The organism is Fulvimonas soli (assembly GCF_003148905.1).
Classification (GTDB): domain Bacteria; phylum Pseudomonadota; class Gammaproteobacteria; order Xanthomonadales; family Rhodanobacteraceae; genus Fulvimonas; species Fulvimonas soli.
Map to the genome: position 1 here is coordinate 1 of NZ_QGHC01000024.1, position 18,457 is coordinate 18,457.

Annotated in this window: 15 protein-coding genes and 1 tRNA gene; 8 read left to right on the forward strand and 8 right to left on the reverse strand. The window is 67.5% G+C overall.

Annotated features, from left to right (window positions below; translation table 11 throughout):
* The first annotated feature begins 274 nt into the window (after window positions 1–274).
* The 3 genes from C7456_RS17025 to C7456_RS17035 all read left to right on the forward strand — a co-directional run bounded on the left by C7456_RS17025 (window position 275) and on the right by C7456_RS17035 (window position 1,888).
* Complete coding sequence (locus C7456_RS17025) at window positions 275–940, forward strand: radical SAM protein (RefSeq protein WP_139942946.1); 666 nt, start codon at window positions 275–277, stop codon at window positions 938–940.
* Between the two features lie 265 nt (window positions 941–1,205).
* Entirely contained in the window at window positions 1,206–1,667 is a 462-nt protein-coding gene (locus C7456_RS17030; protein ID WP_139942947.1) for a hypothetical protein, read from the forward strand.
* A 23-nt stretch (window positions 1,668–1,690) separates the two neighbouring features.
* Window positions 1,691–1,888: a hypothetical protein gene (locus C7456_RS17035; RefSeq protein WP_139942948.1), complete on the forward strand. Its 198-nt coding sequence runs from the start codon at window positions 1,691–1,693 to the stop codon at window positions 1,886–1,888.
* Between the two features lie 41 nt (window positions 1,889–1,929).
* Here C7456_RS17035 and C7456_RS16415 read toward each other — a convergent pair whose 3' ends face one another.
* From C7456_RS16415 to secB, 3 genes are all read right to left on the reverse strand, one after another.
* Window positions 1,930–4,947, reverse strand: coding sequence for a DEAD/DEAH box helicase (locus C7456_RS16415; RefSeq protein WP_109724894.1), 3,018 nt, complete (start codon window positions 4,945–4,947; stop codon window positions 1,930–1,932).
* A gap of 102 nt (window positions 4,948–5,049) precedes the next feature.
* The gene (locus C7456_RS16420; protein ID WP_109724885.1) at window positions 5,050–6,075 is read right to left on the reverse strand and encodes an NAD(P)H-dependent glycerol-3-phosphate dehydrogenase; all 1,026 of its coding nucleotides are present in this window, start codon (window positions 6,073–6,075) and stop codon (window positions 5,050–5,052) included.
* A gap of 10 nt (window positions 6,076–6,085) precedes the next feature.
* Window positions 6,086–6,592 carry a protein-export chaperone SecB gene (secB, locus tag C7456_RS16425; protein ID WP_109724886.1) on the reverse strand — a complete coding sequence of 169 codons (507 nt, stop codon included), beginning with the start codon at window positions 6,590–6,592 and terminating at the stop codon, window positions 6,086–6,088.
* A gap of 303 nt (window positions 6,593–6,895) precedes the next feature.
* On the opposite strand from secB, the gene rpmB reads away from it, so the two are divergent.
* Window positions 6,896–7,132, forward strand: a complete 237-nt coding sequence (rpmB, locus tag C7456_RS16430) for a 50S ribosomal protein L28 (protein ID WP_109724887.1) — start codon at window positions 6,896–6,898, stop codon at window positions 7,130–7,132.
* A gap of 11 nt (window positions 7,133–7,143) precedes the next feature.
* A complete protein-coding gene (gene rpmG, locus C7456_RS16435) occupies window positions 7,144–7,311 on the forward strand; it encodes a 50S ribosomal protein L33 (protein ID WP_109724888.1) in 168 nt (55 codons plus the stop codon).
* A gap of 199 nt (window positions 7,312–7,510) precedes the next feature.
* On the opposite strand, the gene C7456_RS16440 is transcribed toward rpmG, so the two are convergent.
* Entirely contained in the window at window positions 7,511–8,071 is a 561-nt protein-coding gene (locus C7456_RS16440; protein ID WP_109724889.1) for a Dps family protein, read from the reverse strand.
* A gap of 447 nt (window positions 8,072–8,518) precedes the next feature.
* On the opposite strand from C7456_RS16440, the gene C7456_RS16445 reads away from it, so the two are divergent.
* The 3 genes from C7456_RS16445 to C7456_RS16455 all read left to right on the forward strand — a co-directional run bounded on the left by C7456_RS16445 (window position 8,519) and on the right by C7456_RS16455 (window position 13,219).
* Window positions 8,519–9,994 (forward strand): M20 family peptidase, encoded by a 1,476-nt coding sequence (locus tag C7456_RS16445; RefSeq protein ID WP_109724890.1) that lies wholly within the window; start codon window positions 8,519–8,521, stop codon window positions 9,992–9,994.
* Between the two features lie 185 nt (window positions 9,995–10,179).
* Entirely contained in the window at window positions 10,180–12,465 is a 2,286-nt protein-coding gene (locus C7456_RS16450; RefSeq protein WP_170120244.1) for a TonB-dependent receptor, read from the forward strand.
* Window positions 12,466–12,559: 94 nt separating this feature from the next.
* A complete protein-coding gene (locus C7456_RS16455) occupies window positions 12,560–13,219 on the forward strand; it encodes a TetR/AcrR family transcriptional regulator (RefSeq protein ID WP_109724892.1) in 660 nt (219 codons plus the stop codon).
* A gap of 211 nt (window positions 13,220–13,430) precedes the next feature.
* On the opposite strand, the gene C7456_RS16460 is transcribed toward C7456_RS16455, so the two are convergent.
* The 4 genes from C7456_RS16460 to C7456_RS17040 form a co-directional block, all read right to left on the reverse strand.
* Window positions 13,431–13,507: transfer RNA gene (locus tag C7456_RS16460), tRNA-Arg, on the reverse strand.
* 301 nt (window positions 13,508–13,808) lie between these two features.
* Window positions 13,809–15,707 carry a M61 family metallopeptidase gene (locus C7456_RS16465; RefSeq protein WP_109724893.1) on the reverse strand — a complete coding sequence of 633 codons (1,899 nt, stop codon included), beginning with the start codon at window positions 15,705–15,707 and terminating at the stop codon, window positions 13,809–13,811.
* A 44-nt stretch (window positions 15,708–15,751) separates the two neighbouring features.
* Window positions 15,752–17,614 carry a M61 family metallopeptidase gene (locus C7456_RS16470; RefSeq protein ID WP_109724895.1) on the reverse strand — a complete coding sequence of 621 codons (1,863 nt, stop codon included), beginning with the start codon at window positions 17,612–17,614 and terminating at the stop codon, window positions 15,752–15,754.
* 322 nt (window positions 17,615–17,936) lie between these two features.
* The coding region (locus C7456_RS17040) for a hypothetical protein (protein ID WP_211306345.1) at window positions 17,937–18,457 on the reverse strand (521 nt) is incomplete at its 5' end.

Genomic DNA, 18,457 nt, shown 5'->3' on the forward strand with positions numbered 1-18,457 from the left:
GCCGCCAACCATCGCGCACAAACCGGCAACAACGCAGTACCCTCCAACCCCGGGCTTTATCAGTAATCACTGGTACGGCTGATGGGGGCAGGTCACTGGCATTAAACGCCTTATAAGTAATAGAAGCAAAAAACTCAAAGTATTATCTATCTCATGGTTCGGGGGCGAGCCTCTATTAGCAAAGAACATTGTACTTGATATAGGCACTCACGCATACAATGAGTGCAAGAAAAACAACACACAATTTATTGCAGGAATCACAACTAACGGTTATATGCTGGAGCCTGCTTTATTGCATCAACTAATAAGCATTAACCATTTGAATTTCCAAATAACCCTCGACGGCGACGAAGAGTGGCACAACAAAACAAGAATTCAAGCCAATAGCAAACCAACCTTTGATAGAATATGGAACAATTTACTTCTTTTCAAAGACATCGAACAGCCATTTGAAGTTAATCTCCGCCTGCACGTCCATAAACACAACATTGAATCCTCAAAGAGACTGTATAAAAAAATAAAATTAGAATTCGCCGAAGATCCCAGATTCAGAGTGTACTTTCATAAAATTTCCGCACTAGGCGGTCCTAATAACAACAATATTGCCAAAGATGTTCTAGACAATGCTGCATACTCCAAAGCACTAGCATATATCACAGAGAACTATGCAAAAGAGAGCAACCGTCCGATATCCGAACTGCATCTTGATGGATACATTTGCTATGCCGCCAAACCAAATTCCTTAATGATTCGTGCTAACGGAGCTATTGGAAAATGCACCGTCGCATTAAACGACCCCAGAAATGACATTGGAAAGATAAAAGAAGATGGCACATTAGATATCTCAAACCCTAAGCTGCAACGCTGGTTTATGGGATATGCTGACATGTCAGAAAAGACGTTGGCATGCCCTCTTTCCGCGATGCGTACAAATTTATAGAAGGCATGATCGTTTATGAAAATTTCCCCCGAAAGTCTTAGCATGAACAATTATGGTGAAGTAATAATAGGCGACAATAGGATTACCGAAATGATAGCAAACATGTCTGATGCCAACATGCCATACGCGGTTTCCCGTGTTGTAAATTCAGGCTGCACGAATGACACGGATTGTACCAACACCAACAATGTCGGCTGCACCAATAGCGGCACATGTTAGTAGCGCGCAGCGCACATACAATCTTCGACCCAAGGAGGCATGTCCAATGAGCATCAAAAATCATCATCGCGCTTTCCTAGGAAGAGTATACGCTCTTGGTATTGGCGCCCTCCTAGCATCTTTTGCTCCGAAATTTATCCATGCGTCTGGAGCAAGCGGCACGGAAAATGATGACAATGCATCAAACTCGGAAGCATCTCTTGCGTTTGCCGTAAAAATTGTCAGTAATTTATTTGATGCGCCGATAAGCATTCAATTGGCCCCGGATGCATTTTCAGCACCCATCCGGCTGAGCAACGGCTCCACTTACAGGGTCAAGATAACTCCATTAAACAAAGAAACGCGCTTTGGTCACGTTTATTCGCTGGTACTCGCCGACGCCAGCGGCCAACAGCTCGACAATATGAATATAGGCAGCAACACCACTGCCACATTTCGGCGCTTTGGGGTACAAGTATATGTATTGGCAATCCAGCAAGCGGGCGCCTCTGCCACCGCCTTGCAGTAGCCTATTGTCCAAAGGATTACCCCATGTCCTTTTTAATCGATCCAGCAGCTCTTTCAATCAGCCCTGACGGTGAAGTCAGGATTGAAAGTGAAAAGCTTTCAAAGAAGATTATGGAAGCCCTACAACCTGACGCCTTACTCGCAAATACAGGATGTAATAATACGGGAAATTGTACAAACAGCGAAAATGAAGGACACTGCGTAAATAGTGGAACTTGCTGAGCCCCGACAATTGAGATTTCATAATCCTCAAAGAGGATGTTCTATCCCGGCGCCAGCAGCGCGTCCAGGTCGTCCTGGTCGAAGCTGAGCTTCTCGCGGCTGCCGCCGCCCTCCAGCACCGCCTCGGCCAGCTCGGCCTTGCGCGCCTTCAGCTCCTCGATGCGCTCCTCCACCGTGCCCACGGTGATCAGGCGGAACACGAACACCGGCTTGTCCTGGCCGATGCGGTGCGCGCGGTCGCTGGCCTGCGCCTCCGCCGCGGGGTTCCACCACGGGTCGTAGTGGATCACCGTGTCGGCGGCGGTGAGGTTGAGACCCACGCCGCCGGCCTTGAGCGAGAGCAGGAACAGCGGCACGTCGCCGTCCTGGAAGCGCTGCACCGGCTCGGCGCGGTCGCGCGTCTCGCCGGTGAGCATCACGTAGCGGATGCGCCGGCGGTCCAGCTCGTCGGCGATCAGCTTGAGCATCTCGGTGAACTGCGAGAACAGGAGCACCTTGCGCCCCTCGGCGAGCAGCGCCGGCAGCATGTCCATCAAGAGCTCGAACTTGGCCGACTCGCGCACGCCGCGGGCGGCCTCCAGCTTGACCAGGCGCGGGTCGCAGCAGACCTGGCGCAGCTTGAGCAGCGCGTCCAGCACCACGATGCCCGAGTGCGCCAGGCCGCGCTGCGCGATCACCTCGCGCAGTTCGTCGGCCAGGGTCAGGCGCAGGCTCTCGTACAGCTCGCGCTGGCGGCCGTCCAGCACCACGCGGCGGGTGATCTCGGTCTTGGGCGGCAGCTCCGCGGCCACCTGCGCCTTGGTGCGGCGCAGGATGAACGGCGCCAGGCGGCGGTTGAGCCGCGCCTGGCATTCCTCGTCGTGCTGCTTCTCGATCGGCACGCGGTAGTAGCGGCGGAACGCGCTCTCGTCGCCGAGCAGGCCGGGCACGGCCAGGTCGATCTGCGACCACAGCTCGCCCAGGTGGTTCTCCAGCGGCGTGCCGGTGAGGCAGATGCAGCGCGGCGCGCGCAGGGTGAGCACGGCGCGGCGCGCCTGCGTGCGCGGGTTCTTCACCTGCTGCGCCTCGTCCAGCACGATCAGCGCGAACGGCTGCTTGCGCAGGCTGGCCACGTCGCGCGGCAGCAGCGCGTAGCTGGTCAGCACGATGTCCTGGCTGCCCAGCTGGGTGAAGTCGCCGCTGCGCTGCGGGCCGTGCAGCGCCAGCACCTTGAGCGCGGGCGCGAAGCGCGCGATCTCGGCCTGCCAGTTCGGGATCAGGCTGGTCGGCACCACGATCAGCGCGGGCCGGCCCAGCGCGCCGCGCTCCTTCAGCGCGAGCAGGTGGGTGATCAGTTGCAGTGTTTTCCCCAGGCCCATGTCGTCGGCCAGCACGCCGCCCACGCCGGCCTCGGCCAGCGCGTTGAGCCAGCGCAGGCCCTCGCGCTGGTACGGGCGCAGCTCGACGGTGAGGCCGGCCGGCACCGCGTCGCTGGCGCGCTCGGCGGCGTCGCGCAGGCGCGCGGTGAAGCCGCGCAGCGCCTCGGACGCCTTGAGCTCGCCGCCGCTGGGCAGCGCCTCGGCCAGCTCGTCCAGCCGGCCGGCCTGCACGCGCGGCAGGTGCAGTTTCTTCTTCGGCTTCTCCAGGTACTCGGCCAGCGGCGCGAGCAGGCCGCGCAGCTCCTTCAGGCGCACCGGCACGCGGCGGCGCTCGTCCACCGGCGCGTACCACACCGCGTCCTCCGGCTCGTTCGCCGCCGGGCTGAGGTTGAGCTGGTGCTCGGCCAGCGCCTGCGCCACCGCGGGCAGCAGGTTGTGCCGCTTGCCTTCCAGCTCGATGCCGATCTCCAGGTCGAAGGCGTGGTCGTCGGCGTCCTCCACCGCGTGGCCGTACCAGCGCACCGGCCCTTCCAGCACCTCGAACGGGAAGCTGGGCGCGTAGTCGAGCTGGAAGCCCTCGGCCTCCAGCTTGGGCCGCAGCGCCAGCCAGCGCGCCGGGGTGTTCACCTCCAGCGCGCCGGCGTAGCCCTTGCCGGGGAACAGCCAGGCGTCCTCGGGCAGGGTGTCGGCCAGGTCCCAGGGCAGGCCCTCGGTGTCCACCGCGGGGGTGAGGCCGGCGCGCTCGAGCTGCTCCATCGCGGACAGCTCCTCGGCGCGCCGGCGCGCGATCTCCACCAGCCGGCCGTGGCGCACGCGGCGCACCAGCGGGTCGCCGCCGCGGCCGGGCAGGCGCTCGCCGGCGTAGTCGAAGGCCAGCCGCGCGTAGGCCAGCGGCGGCGTGCCGGCGGCCAGCCGCGCGTGGCGGGTCAGCGCGTGCAGGGTGAGCACCGGCCTGGGCGCCAGCTCCTCGCGGCGCAGCTCGTCGAACACCTGCGGTGCGGGGATGCGCGCGGCCAGCCGGCTGGCGGCCAGCGCGGCGCGCAGGCCGCGGCCGTCGTCGTGGCGCAGCGGCGGCAGGTCCAGCCAGCGGGTCTCCTCGGCCGGCGCCTCCAGGTGGCCCAGCTCGGCGCGCTCGGGATCGAGATACCACAGGCCGTCGACGCGCAGCAGGCGCTGGCTGTGCGGCAGCGCGGGCAGCAGGCGCTGGCTGCCGTCGGCCTCCAGCTGCCAGTGCCAGTTGAGCTGGTGCGACTTGCCGCGCGAGAGGCGCAACCCGGCCAGGCCACCGAGGAAGCACGGCGCGGTGTCGAGGATCTCGGCCAGCAGCGCGTCGCCGACGTGGCCGGCCAGGCGCGCGTAGCTGCGGCTCTTGCGCACGTTCTGCGGCAGGCCGAGCACGGCGGCGGCCAGGCGCTGCTCGTGCGGCTGCAGCGGCGCGTGCACCAGATGCCGGCTGTCCAGCGGGGCGGGCCGCGCGAAGCGGCCGTGCTCGACCACCGCCAGCAGCACCGGCGCCACGTCCAGGCGCGCCCACGGCGCGCCATCCTCGGGCGCCACGTCGAAGAAGAAGCCGAGCACGCCCGGCTCGTGCGGCGGCGCCGGCGGCGCCTCGAACAGGCGGCGCCACGCCGCCGGCAGCGGCGGCGCCTCGCCCTCGTCGGACGCGGGACGATCGTGCGGTTTCTCGTCCGGTTGCTGCATGCGCATGCGGTCCGCGGTGCCGGCCAAAAGACCGAGCTTAGCAAGGCCGGCGGCGCCGTGCGCAAGCGTCGCGGCGGGCGGCGGGCGCCCGCCGGGCCGGCGTCAGAACGGGCCGAACAGGCCCTCGGGATACTCCGGCTTCTGCTCGCGCGCCATCAGCGTGCGCAGCCCTTCCACCGGGGTGACCTCGCCGTGCAGCACGGCCTGCACGCCGGCTGAGATCGGCAGGTCCAGCCCGTGCTTGCGGGCCAGCCGCATCACCTCGTCGGCGGTGAGCACGCTCTCGACCACCTGGCCGATCTGGCGCACCGCCTCGTCCAGCGCCACGCCGCGGCCGAGCGCGAGGCCGAGCCGGCGGTTGCGCGAGAGATCGCCGGTGCAGGTGAGCACCAGGTCGCCGAGGCCGGCCAGGCCCATCAGGGTCTCCGGCCGCGCGCCCAGCGCCTTGCCCAGGCGCAGCATCTCGTTCATGCCGCGGGTGATCAGGCCGGCGCGGGCGTTCAGGCCCAGCTGCATGCCGTCGGCCACGCCGGTGGCCACCGCCAGCACGTTCTTCATCGCGCCGCCCAGCTCGGCGCCGAGCACGTCGGTGCCGGAGTAGGCGCGGAAGTTCGGCGCGTGCAGCAGCTTGCACAGGCGCGTGGCGAAGGCTTCGTCCTCGGAGTGCACGGTGACCGCGCTGGGCAGGCCGGCGGCGACCTCCTTGGCGAACGACGGCCCGGTCACCACCGCGGCCGGCCGGCCCGGCAGCTTTTCGGCCACCAGCTCGTGCAGGAAGCGGCCGGTGCCCGGCTCGAAGCCCTTGCTGGCCCAGGCGATCGCCGCCTGCGGCGGGAGCAGCGGCGCGATCGCGTCCAGCGTCTCGGCGAAGGCGTGGCTGGGCACCACGATCAGCACGATGTCGGCGCCGCGCAGCGCGGCGGCCAGGTCGCTCTCGTAGGCCAGCCCGGCCGGCAGCTCCAGATCCGGCAGGTAGCGCTGGTTGCGCCGGCTGGCCGCCAGCGCGGCCAGCGCGGCGGCGTCGCGCCCCCACAGCCGGGTCGGCACGCCGTTGCGCGCGGTGAGCGCGGCCAGCGCGGTGCCCCAGGAACCGGCACCGAGCACGCTCAGGGTCGGTTGGTCACCCATGCGCGCGGCGTCAGCTGTTGAGCGCCGGCGCCTCGCCGCCGCCCGTCGCCATGCGCCGCTGCTGCTCGGCGTACAGCGCGTCGAAGTTGATCGGCTGCAGCAGGAACGGCGGGAAGCCGCCCTCCAGCACCAGCGAGGAGATCACCTGGCGCGCGTACGGGAACAGCAGGTTCGGGCAGTAGCTGCCGATGATGCCGGCCTGGTCCTGCTCGCTGAAGCCGGCGATGCCGAACACGCCGGCCTGCTGCACCTCGGCCAGGTAGGCGGTGCGCTCGCCGATCGCGCAGGTCAGGGTGAGGCTGAGCACCACCTCGTACAGGTCGTTGCCCAGGTCGGTGGCGCGCTGGCCGAGGTTGAGCTGCACCTGCGGCTGCTGCTCGGTCTCGGCGATCTCCTGGAAGATCTGCGGGGCGTTGGGCGCCTCGAAGGAGACGTCCTTGACGTAGATCTTCTGCAGCACCAGCTGCGGCTGGATGGCCTGGCCGTTGGCCTGGCCGTTGGCGGTGACGTCTGCCATCGGAAAAACCCCTCGCGCTTGAGCGTCGGAATGAGCAAAGGGTTGGATTGTTCCATACATCCCCGCGGGCCGCCATGCCGCCGGCCCCGTCCGGCGGCCCCCCGGGATTGCATATCGCGCTGTTTTTGCGGGATAATGCGCGGCTCGACCCACGCCGACCCGAGCTTTCGGGCCCGTCCGCGACGCGATGCGGACCTCACGGCGCGCTCGAACGCTCCATCTCCAGCATCGCGTGGCGCCCGTCGCCGCTGGGCCGATGCCGTCCTGGCCAAAGGGCGGTCCAACACGAATACGGAGGTCATCATGGCCCGTGTATGCCAAGTCACCGGAAAGGGTGTGCGGACCGGCAACAACGTCTCGCACGCCAACAACAAGACCCGCCGCCGCTGGTTGCCCAACCTGCACGAACGCCGCTTCTGGGTCCCCAGCGAGAAGCGCTGGGTCAAGCTGCGCGTGTCCAACCACGCCCTGCGCACCATCGACAAGAATGGCATCGAGGCCGTGATTGCCGAGCTGCGTGCCCGCGGCGAGAAGATCTGAGGAGCTAGACCATGGCCAGCAAGTCCCAGGACAAGATCCGCCTGATCTCTTCGGCCGGCACCGGCCACTTCTACACCACGCAGAAGAACAAGAAGAACACGCCGGAGAAGTTCGAGTTCAAGAAGTACGACCCGGTCGTGCGCAAGCACGTGATCTACAAGGAAGGCAAGATCAAGTGACGTCATGGCCCGCGCGCTGCGCGCGCGGCTTGCCATGACGTCATCCCGGCGCAGGCCGGGATCCAGTCAGGCACTTCCGACAAGAAACCCGCCGCAAGGCGGGTTTCTTGTCGGGCTTCCTATTTCTTTCCGCGCTTGCCACCCTCCGCGGCAACGCCCGAACCGCCCCCCCCGCCACGCAGACGAAGCAGCCCCTCACTCAGGCACGCCGACTCGTCTCGAACAGGAACCACACCCTCCGCTCGGCCTCGTCGATCCAGTTCTCCAGCAGGCTGGCGGTAGCCACGTCGCCATGCTCGTCGCACAGCTCGTGCGTGGCGCGCATGAAGCCGGCCAGGCGCTGGTTGTCCTCGCGCAGCTCGGCCAGCATGTCGTCCGGCGTCACGAAGTCCGCGTCGTTGTCGGACAGGCGCGCCAGCCGCTTGGCGTGGCCCAGCGAGCGCAGCGTGGTGCCGCCGAGCTTGCGCACGCGCTCGGCGATCGGATCGACCGTGGCATAGATCTGGTCCGACTGCTCGTCGAGCAGCAGGTGGTAGTCGCGGAAGTACGGGCCGGACATGTGCCAGTGGAAGTTCTTGGTCTTCAGGTACAGCGCCAGCACGTCGGCGAGCAGCGCGTTGAGCTCGGCGGAGATGTCCCGCGTCGCGTCCGCGCCCAGCGCCGAGGGCGTGTTGAGGGCGGCCTTCTGGCGGGCCTTGGCCTTGTCCAGGTCGCGCCCGCCCTTGTCCTTGCCGTTCTTGGCCTTGCTCTTGCTGCTCATGGTCGTTCTCCTGCTGGCGATCCGTCCGAGTATGGGTGGACGGATGTTATTCCGGCGTCGTGACAGGTTCGGCGTCCCCGCGGCGCAACGGCGAACCCCGCGGCCGGCCGCGGGGCCCGCGCCTCATGCCGCCCGGAGCGGCAGGCCGCCATGGCGTCCGGCAGGGGCGCACCCATCGCCTTGAACCGGCACTTCCCGTGCCGGCCATGACGCCGGACCGCGGGCAGCTCAGATTTTTCTCCCCGGCGGGCCCGACGCCCGCCGCGCCGCTCGTGCGCGCCGTGGCTGGCCCGGACGGGGCATCCGCATGGATCGGCCCGTGGCCGACCGCCGGCGGTGCTCAGATTTCCGCGTTGCGGCTCTCGCCGGCGGCCCCGTAAGTTCGGGCGTCGTCGATGTGGCCCGCGCCGGTGGCTCGCGCGCTGGGGCAGCCTGGGGAGGGGAGGCATGAAAAAGCCGGTGAAGGTAGGGATCGGTGGTCTGCTGGCGGTACTGGCCGTTCTGGCGCTGGTCGTGCTGGGGCGCACCTGGGCCACGCCCGGGCAGGCCGTCGTCGCGGCCGCCGGCGGCTACGTGCCGCTCAGGCTGGACGAGGCGGCGGCCGTGCGGCGGTTCGCCGGGGCCGTGAGGCTGCCCACGGTGTCCACCGGCGATGCGCCCCCTTCCAGCCGGGACCTGGACGCCTTCCACGCCTACCTGGCCCGGCAGTTTCCGCGAGTGCACGGCGAGCTGCGGGTGGAACAGGCGGGGCATGGCGCCCTGCTGTTCACCTGGAAGGGCCGCGATCCGTCGATGGCGCCCATCATCCTGATGGCCCACCAGGACACCGTGCCGGTGGACCCGGACACGCGCGGGCGCTGGTCGCGCGATCCGTGGTCGGGCGCCGTGGCCGACGGCGTGGTCTGGGGGCGCGGCGCGCTGGACGACAAGGCCAGCCTGGTGTCGATCCTCGAGGCGGCCGAGCAGCTTCTGCAGCAGGGTTTCCAGCCCAGGCGCACCCTCTACTTCGCGTTCGGCAGCGACGAGGAGCGCGGCGGCCAGGACGGCGCGGCGGCCATCGTGAACCTGCTCAGGCAGCGCGGCGTGCACGCGCAGATGGTGCTGGACGAAGGCGGCGCGTACACCAACGGATTGATGCCGGGCGTGGCCGGCGACCTCGCCATGGTCGGCATCGCCGAGAAGGGCTACGTGTCGGTGCGCCTCACCGTGCAGGCGGCGGGAGGACACTCCTCGCAGCCGCCGCCGCAATCGGCCATTGGCATCCTCGGCCAGGCGATGGTGCGCCTTGAAGCCAACCAGATGCCGCCGCGGCTGGTGCCGACGACCACGGCGATGCTCGATGCGCTGGCGCCGCTGCTGCCGTTTCCCGCGCGCATGGCCGTGCGCAACCGCTGGCTGCTGGGTTCCGTGCTGACCGGCCGGCTGTCGAGGACGCCAGCGGGCAACGCGATGGTGCGCACGACCACGGCCGAGACCACCTTCAACGCCGGCGTGAAGGACAACGTGCTGCCCACGGTGGCCACGGCCACGGTCAATTTCCGCATCCTGCCGGGCGACAGCGTGGCCGGCGTGCTCCATCACGTGCGCGAGGCGGTCGCCGACCCGCGCGTCACCATCGAGCCCGGCAGCGAGCGGAACGAGCCCAGTCCCGCCTCGCCCATCGATGGCGAGGGGCTGAAGCTGGTGCGGCAGACCATCCGGCAGGTGGCGCCGGGCGTCCCGGTGGTGCCCTACCTGGTGACGGCCGCGACGGATGCCTCGCACTACGTGCCGGTATCCACCGAGCAGCTGCGCTTCGTGCCGTACCACCTGACGCCCGCCACCATCGGGCGCTTCCACGGCATCGACGAAGGCATTCCGGTCGGCGATTACCTGGACTGCGTGCGGTTTGCCGCGCAGTTCATGCGCAACGCCGCCGGCTAGACGCCCTGTCACAGGGTCATCCACGAACGCGCAGCGGACCGGCGGCGCCTGCACGGGCAGGCGCCCGGGGAAGCGCCGCGCCGGAAAAACCGCGGCGATCCACGGCCGCCTTGCCAGTCTTGAAACGAGGGGAGAACGAGATGGTCGGTTTTGCGAAACGCCCTGGCGCCAGGCATCCCTTGTGGGTGGCGCTGCTGCTGGCCGGATCGGCCGCGCCAGGTTGCCTGCATGCGCAGGACGCCGCGCCATCGGCCGGCGCGCCGTCGTCGAAGGACAGCGCGACCCCGCTGGGCGCCATCACCGTCACGGCCACCAAGCACGCCACGGCCATCGACAAGACGCCCATCGCGATCACCGCGGTGCCCGCGGAAGTGCTGGCGGACAGCGGCGCGCTCGGCATCAACGACATGGCGAAGATGGTGCCCGGCGTCAGCGTGCAGGACGCGGGCGCCGGGCAGACGCGCGTGTCCATCCGCGGCATCTATGCGGCGGGCGAACCCACCACCGGCATCTACTACGACGAGACGCCGATCGCCGGCTCGGTGGGCACCACCAACGATGCGGGCGGACACCAGCCGGACCTCGACCTGTTCGACCTCGACCGCGTGGAAGTGCTGCGCGGCCCGCAGGGCACGCTGTACGGCGCCGGCTCGATGGGCGGCGCCATCCGCCTGATCACCAACAAGCCGGAACTCGACCGGGTGGACGGCAGCGTGGAGGCGGGCTATGCGGTGACCAAGGGCGGCGGTCCGTCGTGGCTCGCCCATGCCATGTTCAACCTGCCGCTGGTCCGGGACCGGCTGGCCCTGCGCGTGGTGGCCGACAAGCAGGACACGGGCGGCTACATCGACAACGTGGTGCTGGGGCGCAACCACGTCGGCGAATCGAGGCGGGACGGCGGCCGCGTCATGTTGCGCTACCAGCCCACCGGCGGGCTGACGGTGGACGCGAGCTTCTCCGACCACCTCACCCGCGCGGAGCCGAACTTCTGGACGCCGTACCCCGAGCGCTGGGCGCTGGCTCCGCTCCACCCGGCGGACCTGCCTTCCCGGTACGGCTCGGAGATCTCCACCCTGGTGCCCTACCGCGACCGCACCAGGATCTCCAACCTCACCGTCAACTGGGACCTGGGCTGGGCCACGCTCACCGCGGTCAGCTCGTACTTCGACCGCGAGAGCCATTACAGCCAGGACTCCACGCCGCTGTTCCAGTACGCCAAGTATCTGCTGGACACGCTGGGACTGGGGCAGGTGTACGACGCCGGCCAGTACATTCCCTCCTACCTCTACTACCCCGGCCAGACCACCAACTGGTCCAACGAGCTGCGCCTGACGTCCGGCGGCGGCGACGCGCTGGACTGGACGGCCGGCCTGTACGAGGAGCAGCGCAGGAGCCGCCTGTTCAGCGAGAACCTGCACGCCGACCCGGCCACCGGCGGGCCGCTGTCGCCACCGGCGATGTTCTTCCGCCGGCACATCTACGACGACCTGCGGCAGAAGGCCGCCTACGGCGAGGCCACCTGGCACGTCACTCCCCGCCTCGACGTCACCGGCGGCCTGCGCTACTACCGCTACGCCAAGGACATCACCGGCTACACCGACCTCAACTTCGATTTCCCGCTGATCGGCGGCGGCACGATTCCGCCCACCACCGTCGGCGCGGGCCAGAACGGCTGGCTCAAGAAGCTCAACGTCTCCTACGACGTGGCGCCCCACGTCATGGTGTACGCCCAGGCGGCGGATGGCATGCGTCCCGGCGGCGCCAACCAGCTGATCAACCTGCCGGTCGACCTGACCACCTACAAGGCGGACTGGCTGTGGAATTACGAGCTCGGCCTCAAGTCCAACTGGCTCGACCGCAAGCTGTACCTCACGGCGGACGTCTACCAGATCGACTGGCACGACATGCAGGTCAGCGCCATCACGCTCGACGGCACGTCCCAGTTCATCACCAACGCCGGCGCGGCGCGCATGCGCGGCTTCGAGTGGGAGATGCTCTATCGCCCGGTGCCCGGACTGGACCTCACCGCCAACTTCAATTACATCGATGCCGTCCTGACCCGGGACCAGATCAGCAACAGCTACGAAGCGCAGGGCGTGCTGGGCCGCACCGGCGACCGCGTGCCCTACACGCCCAGGTACACCGCCGCGCTGGCCGCGGACTATCGCTGGCCGATCGGCGCCGGCCTGGGCGGCATGCTGCGGCTGGACGCCAACTACGTCGGCACCTCGTACTCCACCTTCCGTCCCACCGACCCCAGCCGCACCCGCATGGGCAACTACACCATGGTGGACGGCCGCGTCGGGCTGGAGGACGCCGACGGCCGGTGGAGCGCGTCCCTGTACGTCAAGAACCTGTTCGACAAGCTGGCCTTCGTCTCCACCGGGCTGCAGACCTACTACGCCCCGTTCGGCGAGGCGTACACCGTCGCGCCCCGCACCATCGGCATCGACGCGAAGTACAACTTCTGACCGGCGCGGCCCGGAAGCCACGGGGTTGGGCTGGACTCGCGGCGAAGGATGGAGTAACCCTCGAAGGGCTGTTCCATCCACGCGCCCGTCCAGCATGGCCAACCCGCCCGGTTCCAAATCCGTTGCCAAGCGGCGCGCGCCGGCCCAGGCGCGCGCCAGGCAGACGCGCGCATTGATCCTGGAAGCCGCCATCCGGCTGCTGGAGAAGCGTGGGCTGCGCGCCTTCAGCACCAACCGCCTGGCCGAGGCGGCCGGCTTCAGCGTCGGCACGATCTACCAGTACTTCGAGAACAAGCAGGAGATCCTGGACGCGCTGGCCCGCCACGAGCGGGATCGCCGGCTGGCGCGCACGACCCGGACGCTGACCTCGCATGCCCAGGAGACCGGCACGACCGGCCTGTCCCTGCGCGACCGCATCCGCATCGTCGTGCGCACCGAACTGCATGCCTTCGACGGGCGCCAGCGCGCCCGCAAGATCCTGTTCGACCTCAGCTGGCGCGGGCAGCAGCACCGCGACATGGATCGCCCGGTGACCGTCCTGGCCGACATGCTGGCAGCGGGCCAGGTGGTCGACGGCGAGCGGGGCGCCGTGCGGTTGTCGGCCACCGACTCCTTCGTGCTGACCCAGGCCGTGGCGGGCATCGTGCGCGCCGCACTCGAGCGCGACGAACAGATGCTGCTGGCGCCGGAATTCGAGGACGCCGTGGTCGAGCTGGTGGCCGGCTTCGTGGAGGCGCGCCGCTGCAAGCCGTGAACCGGCCGGCCGCACGGCTTGCGGGCCACGGGATGGCGCGCCAAAGACCTTTCGGCAGATGCCTTGGCCGGTCCGATGGGGCAGCGTCGTGAAGCCTTGAAACAAGAGAGCCCCGCCGGGATTTGGCGGGGCTCTTGCGCAAATGGGGTCGGACTCCGGTCCCCAAGCAGGGGCGAACCGACCGAAGCCACTTCGGCCCAAACGGGTGTGGTGGCGCGCCCGGAGGGATTCGAACCCCCGACCAATGGCTTCGGAAGCCACTACTCTATCCGGCTGAGCTACGGGCGCTTGGGTGGATGCGCGCCGCGGGCGGGCCGCGGCGGGCGTGCAGTATAGCGAAGTTGCGGGCGCAGGCCCATGGTGGTGGGTCTGGTCGTCGGATGTTGGCGAGGAGCGCCCCGCGATCAGGCTGTCGCAAGATTGCCCCCTCACCCCAACCCTCTCCCCGGAGGGGAGAGGGAGCGAGGCGGTGCCTCGCGGTGATGGGGACCGTCGCAAGGCTGGCCCCTCTCCCCGGCCCTCTCCCCGGAGGGGAGAGGGAGCGAGGCGCGTTTCCCCGCGGCGCAGGAGAACGCGCCGCACGCGGCGCTCAGCGCGCCTTGAGCAGGTCGGCCAGGGTGTCCGGCTTGCCGCCGTCGCGCTCCAGGTGCGGATACTTGAGGCCCTCGTGGTAGTCCACCTTGAGGGTCCGGTACTCGTCGAAGTTCTTCACCAGCAGCTCGATCGGCGCGTTGCTGTCCTTGGCCGCGGCGGTGACCGCGTCCTTGATCGCGTCGCCGGAATACTCCTTGCCGTTGACCGCCACGATGCTCATGCCGGGCGAGAGGCCCGCCTTGAACGCCGGGCCGTCCCACAGCACGTCGGCGATGTTGCCGCCCTTGCCGATCGACACGCCCAGCGAATAGGTGAGGTCGGTGAAGCCGCGGCGCGCCTCCATCGCCTTCACCGCGGCGGAGGGCTTGTCGGTGTAGACCAGCTTCCAGCCGTGCGCGGCGATGCCGGCGGTCAGCGGGCCGTGGCCGTCCAGGCGCTCGCGCAGCAGCTTGGCCCAGTCGTAGGGCTGGATGCCGTCGAGCGTCTTGACCACGTCCTCGAAGGTGTAGGTGTTGACGTCCCAGGCGCCGTTGTCCATGCCGAAGAAGGCGCGGCCGAAGTCGTCGATGCTCTTCTTGCCGTGCGAGAGCTCGCGCAGCTTGGCGTCGACCTCCAGCCAGATCATCGCGCCGGCGACGTAGTAGTCCTCGCTGGCCTGGTAGTTGCGGTACGGCAGCGGGCGGCGCTGGGCGATCACCGGGTCGTTGGTGGTGTCCTGCACGTTGCGCCAGCTGGCCAGGCCGGGACGGCCCCTGTCGTAGGTGGCGGCGGCGAAGGCGAGCACGTCGCGCGCCTGGTCGGCGTTCCACAGGCCCGAGCGCGCGGCCATCACGTAGCCCCAGAACTGGGTCTGGCCCTCGTACACCCACAGCAGGGTGTCGCTCATCGGCACGTTGAAGCTGGGCGTGGCCAGGTCCTTGCCGCGGCGGTACTTGCCGTCCCAGGAGTGGTTGAACTCGTGCGCCAGCAGGTCGCGGCCCAGCGCGTTCTTGTCCCATTCGGTGAAGTAGTCCGGGCCCACGCCGTTCTCGCTGGAGCGGTGGTGCTCCAGGCCCTGCCCGCTCATCTTGTCGCTGAGCGAGAGCAGGAAGTCGTAATGGTCGTAGTGGTGCGCGCCGTACATCTTGTACATCTGCTGCACCAGGTTCTGGTGGACCTTGAGCTGCTCGGGCTTGATCTCCAGGCTCTTCGGGTCGTCGGCGACGATGTTCAGGTGCACCGGCGTCTTGGCGCCCGGGTCCAGGTCCACGCGCTTGAAGTACTTGCCGGCGTACACCGGCGAGTCGACCAGGTCGTCGTAGTTGATCGGCCGGTAGGTCACCGTGTCGCCGTTCCTCGAAGCCACGTCCAGCGCGCTGGCGGACTGCCAGCCGGCCGGGTAGGTGGCGCTGGCCTCGGCCTGGATGCGCCTGGCGTAGTAGCCGGCCGGGTACAGCGTGACGGTGTTCCACTGCAGGTTGAGCATCTCCGGGGTCATCACCACGCGGCCCTGGTTCTTGTCCTGCGGCGAGAGGAACTCGAAGTACACCTCCACGCTGCCGGCGCCCTGCGGCACGTCGACGTGGAAGGCGTAGACGTCGAGCGGGTCGCGCGTCCACGGGATCACCTGGCCGTTGGCCTTCACCACCAGGCCGGCGAGCTTGTCGATCGGGCCGCTGGGCGAGTGGTGGCCGGGCAGCCATTCCGGGTACAGCAGGGTGAGCGGGCCGGGCTTGGCCGGGATGGTCTCCTGCACGCGGAACACGCGGTGGGCGATGTCGGTGGCGTCCACGTGGATCTTCAGCGCGCCCTCGAAGGGCACGTCCTGCGGCGGCGGCACGTCGGCGAAGGCGGGCGCGGCCAGCAGCGCGAGGCCGGCGGCGAGGAAGGCGGTGGCGAAGGCGTTGCGTTTCACTGCATGGGTCTCCGGTGTTGCGATGGGCGGCGGCGTAACGCCGGTCACTTGAGCGGGGCGGCGATCGCGCCGAACAGATCCTTGCCCCCGGCGCGCGCCAGGTGCGGGTACCTGAGGCCGCCGTGGTAGTCCACTTTCACGGTGCTGTAGAGGTCGATGTTCTTCACCAGCAGCTCGATCGGCGCGCTGCCGCCCTTGGCGGCGGTCACCGCGTCCTTCAGCGCCTGCGGCGAGTAATCCTTGCCGTTGACCGCCACGATGGTGAGCCCTGGCACCAGGCCGGCCTTGAAGGCCGGGCCGTCCCACTGCACGTCGCGGATCTCGCCCTTGGCCGACACCGACAGGCCGATCGAATAGGCCAGGTTGGCGCCGTGGGTGAGCGACTCCATGCTCTTGGCGAACGCGCTGGGCTTGTCGTCGTAGACCAGCTTCCAGCCGCTGCGCTCGATGCCGTGCTCGGGCAACTCGGGACCGGTGTAGTCCAGGCGCTGGCGCAGGAAGCCTTTCCAGTCATGGGGCTGCACCTGGTTCAGCGCGGCGACCACGTCGTCGAAGGTGTAGGTCCGGGTGACGTGGCTGCCCGGGTCCATGCCGAAGAAGAGCCTGGCGAAGTCGTCCAGCGAGCGCTTGCCGCCGGAGAGCGCGCGGATCTGCGTGTCCACGTCCAGCCACAGCAGCTGGCCTTCCGGATAGAAGTCGGTGCCGCGGCGCCAGTTGCCCCAGCCGCCGCCGCCGTAGTAGGTGAGCGGCGCCGCGTCGGCGGTGTCCTGCAGCGAGCGCCAGGCGCGGCCGGTGCGGTGGCTCATCGAGGCGGCGATCTCGGCCATCGAGTCGCGGTACTGCGCCGGCGTCCACAGCCCGGAGCGCGCGCTGAGCACGCCGCTCCAGTAGTCGGTGAGGCCCTCGTACACCCACAGCAGGTCGTCCTCCTCGGTGGTGTTGAAGTCAGGCGCCCACAGCCTGGCCGGGCGGCGGAACTTGCCGCACCAGGAGTGCACGTACTCGTGCGGCATCAGGCTGGCCATCAGCGCATAGCTGGACTTGTCGGTGAGGAAGTCGGCCGGCAGGCGGTCGTCGCTGGACTGGTGGTGCTCCAGGCCGAAGTGGCCGGTATGGTCGGACAGCGTGAGCAGGAAGTCGTAGTGGGCGTAGTGGTGCGTGCCGAACAGCTTCTCGGCCTGCGCCACCAGCGCACGGTGCTGCTCGACCTGCCTGTCGTCCAGCTTCACCTGGCCGGCCTCGTCGGCCACCACGGTGAGGTGCACCGGCGTCCTGCCGCCGGGCGCGAGGTCGACGCGGTTGAAGTGCGCGCCGGCCAGCAGCGGCGAGTCGACGAAATCGTCGAAGCCCAGCGGCTTGAAGGTGGTGGTCGCGCCGCTGCTGCTCGCGGTCTCCAGCGCGGTGGCGAACTGCCAGCCGGCCGGCAGCGTCACGGTCGGCTGGATCCTGATCTGCCGCGTGTAGTGCCCGGCCGGATAGAAGGCCACCTGGTTGAACTCCACGTCCACCAAGTCCGGCGTGGACGACGGGCTGGCGCCGAACGAGCCGCCCTCGCCCGGCGAGAGGAACTGGAAGGAAAGCTCCAACTGGCTCGCGCCCTGCGGCACGTCCACGTGGATGGCGAACATGTCGCGCAGGTCGCGCCGCCACGGCAGTTGCCTGCCGCTGGCGGTAATGGTGAGGCCGGCCACGTTGTTGATCGGGCCGGACGGCGAATGCTCGCCGGGAATCCATTGCGGGTAGTACAGCGTGAGCGGGCCGGGCTGCGCGACCGGGAGGGTCTCCTGCACCCGGAACACGCGCTTGGGCGCGTCGGTGAGGTCCAGCTTCACCGCCAGCGTGCCCGGATAGGGCGTGTCGGCGGGCACGATGGCGTCGGAGGCGACGGCGGACAGGGACAGCGCCATGCCCACCGCGGCGGCGAGCAGGCTGGAACGCAGGGACGGCGTGTTCACTCGGACGGACTCTCCCGGGATGGCTTTCGAGGCGGCGCGCGGCACCGCTCCCCTTGCGCCCGGCAGCGCCGGGCGTGAGCGTCCGATGGTAGGGCGAAGGTCACGGCCCTCCCCCTGCCAGAGGTCATGGATTGCCGTAGGGCAAAATCCAAATCAACTTCACGTTGAAGTTGCGGACCACGTATGCAGATGTCCGCACTATGGGCAATCGATACGATTGCCGATGGCAACAGCGACAAAAAAAATCAAGTGAAATTCATGTCAAGTTCTGGACTCAATTATTACCATTGTAAGTCAGCTCCAATTTTTTGAGCCTGATGATTTTTAGACCAACGCTTCCATTTTGGAGAGCGGCGAACACGGCATCGACTTCTACAAGAATTTTCTTGTCCGTGGTCCCGGGAGAACCTACTTTCATGATCGCCTGCCTAATTACCGCGGATGGATCTTCGGCAGCCATAGGGGCGATGGGATAGCCAATATCGGCACACAGATCTGGAAATACTGATGTGCCGTGAACTCCATCACTTACCACACTTCCTTTGAAGGAAACATGCTTGCCGACCGCCTGACTGCCCAACCGCCTCGCCTGGCACACATCCACATTTTTGCCGGCCTCTGCATTATTGGATATGACCAAAGCAACAACAACAAGCCATACCCGTGGACCAAATTTTTTCATTGGACACCCTATTGACCATGACCTGCCCCCATCAGCCGTACCAGTGATTACTGATAAAGCCCGGGGTTGGAGGGTACTGCGTTGTTGCCGGTTTGTGCGCGATGGTTGGCGGC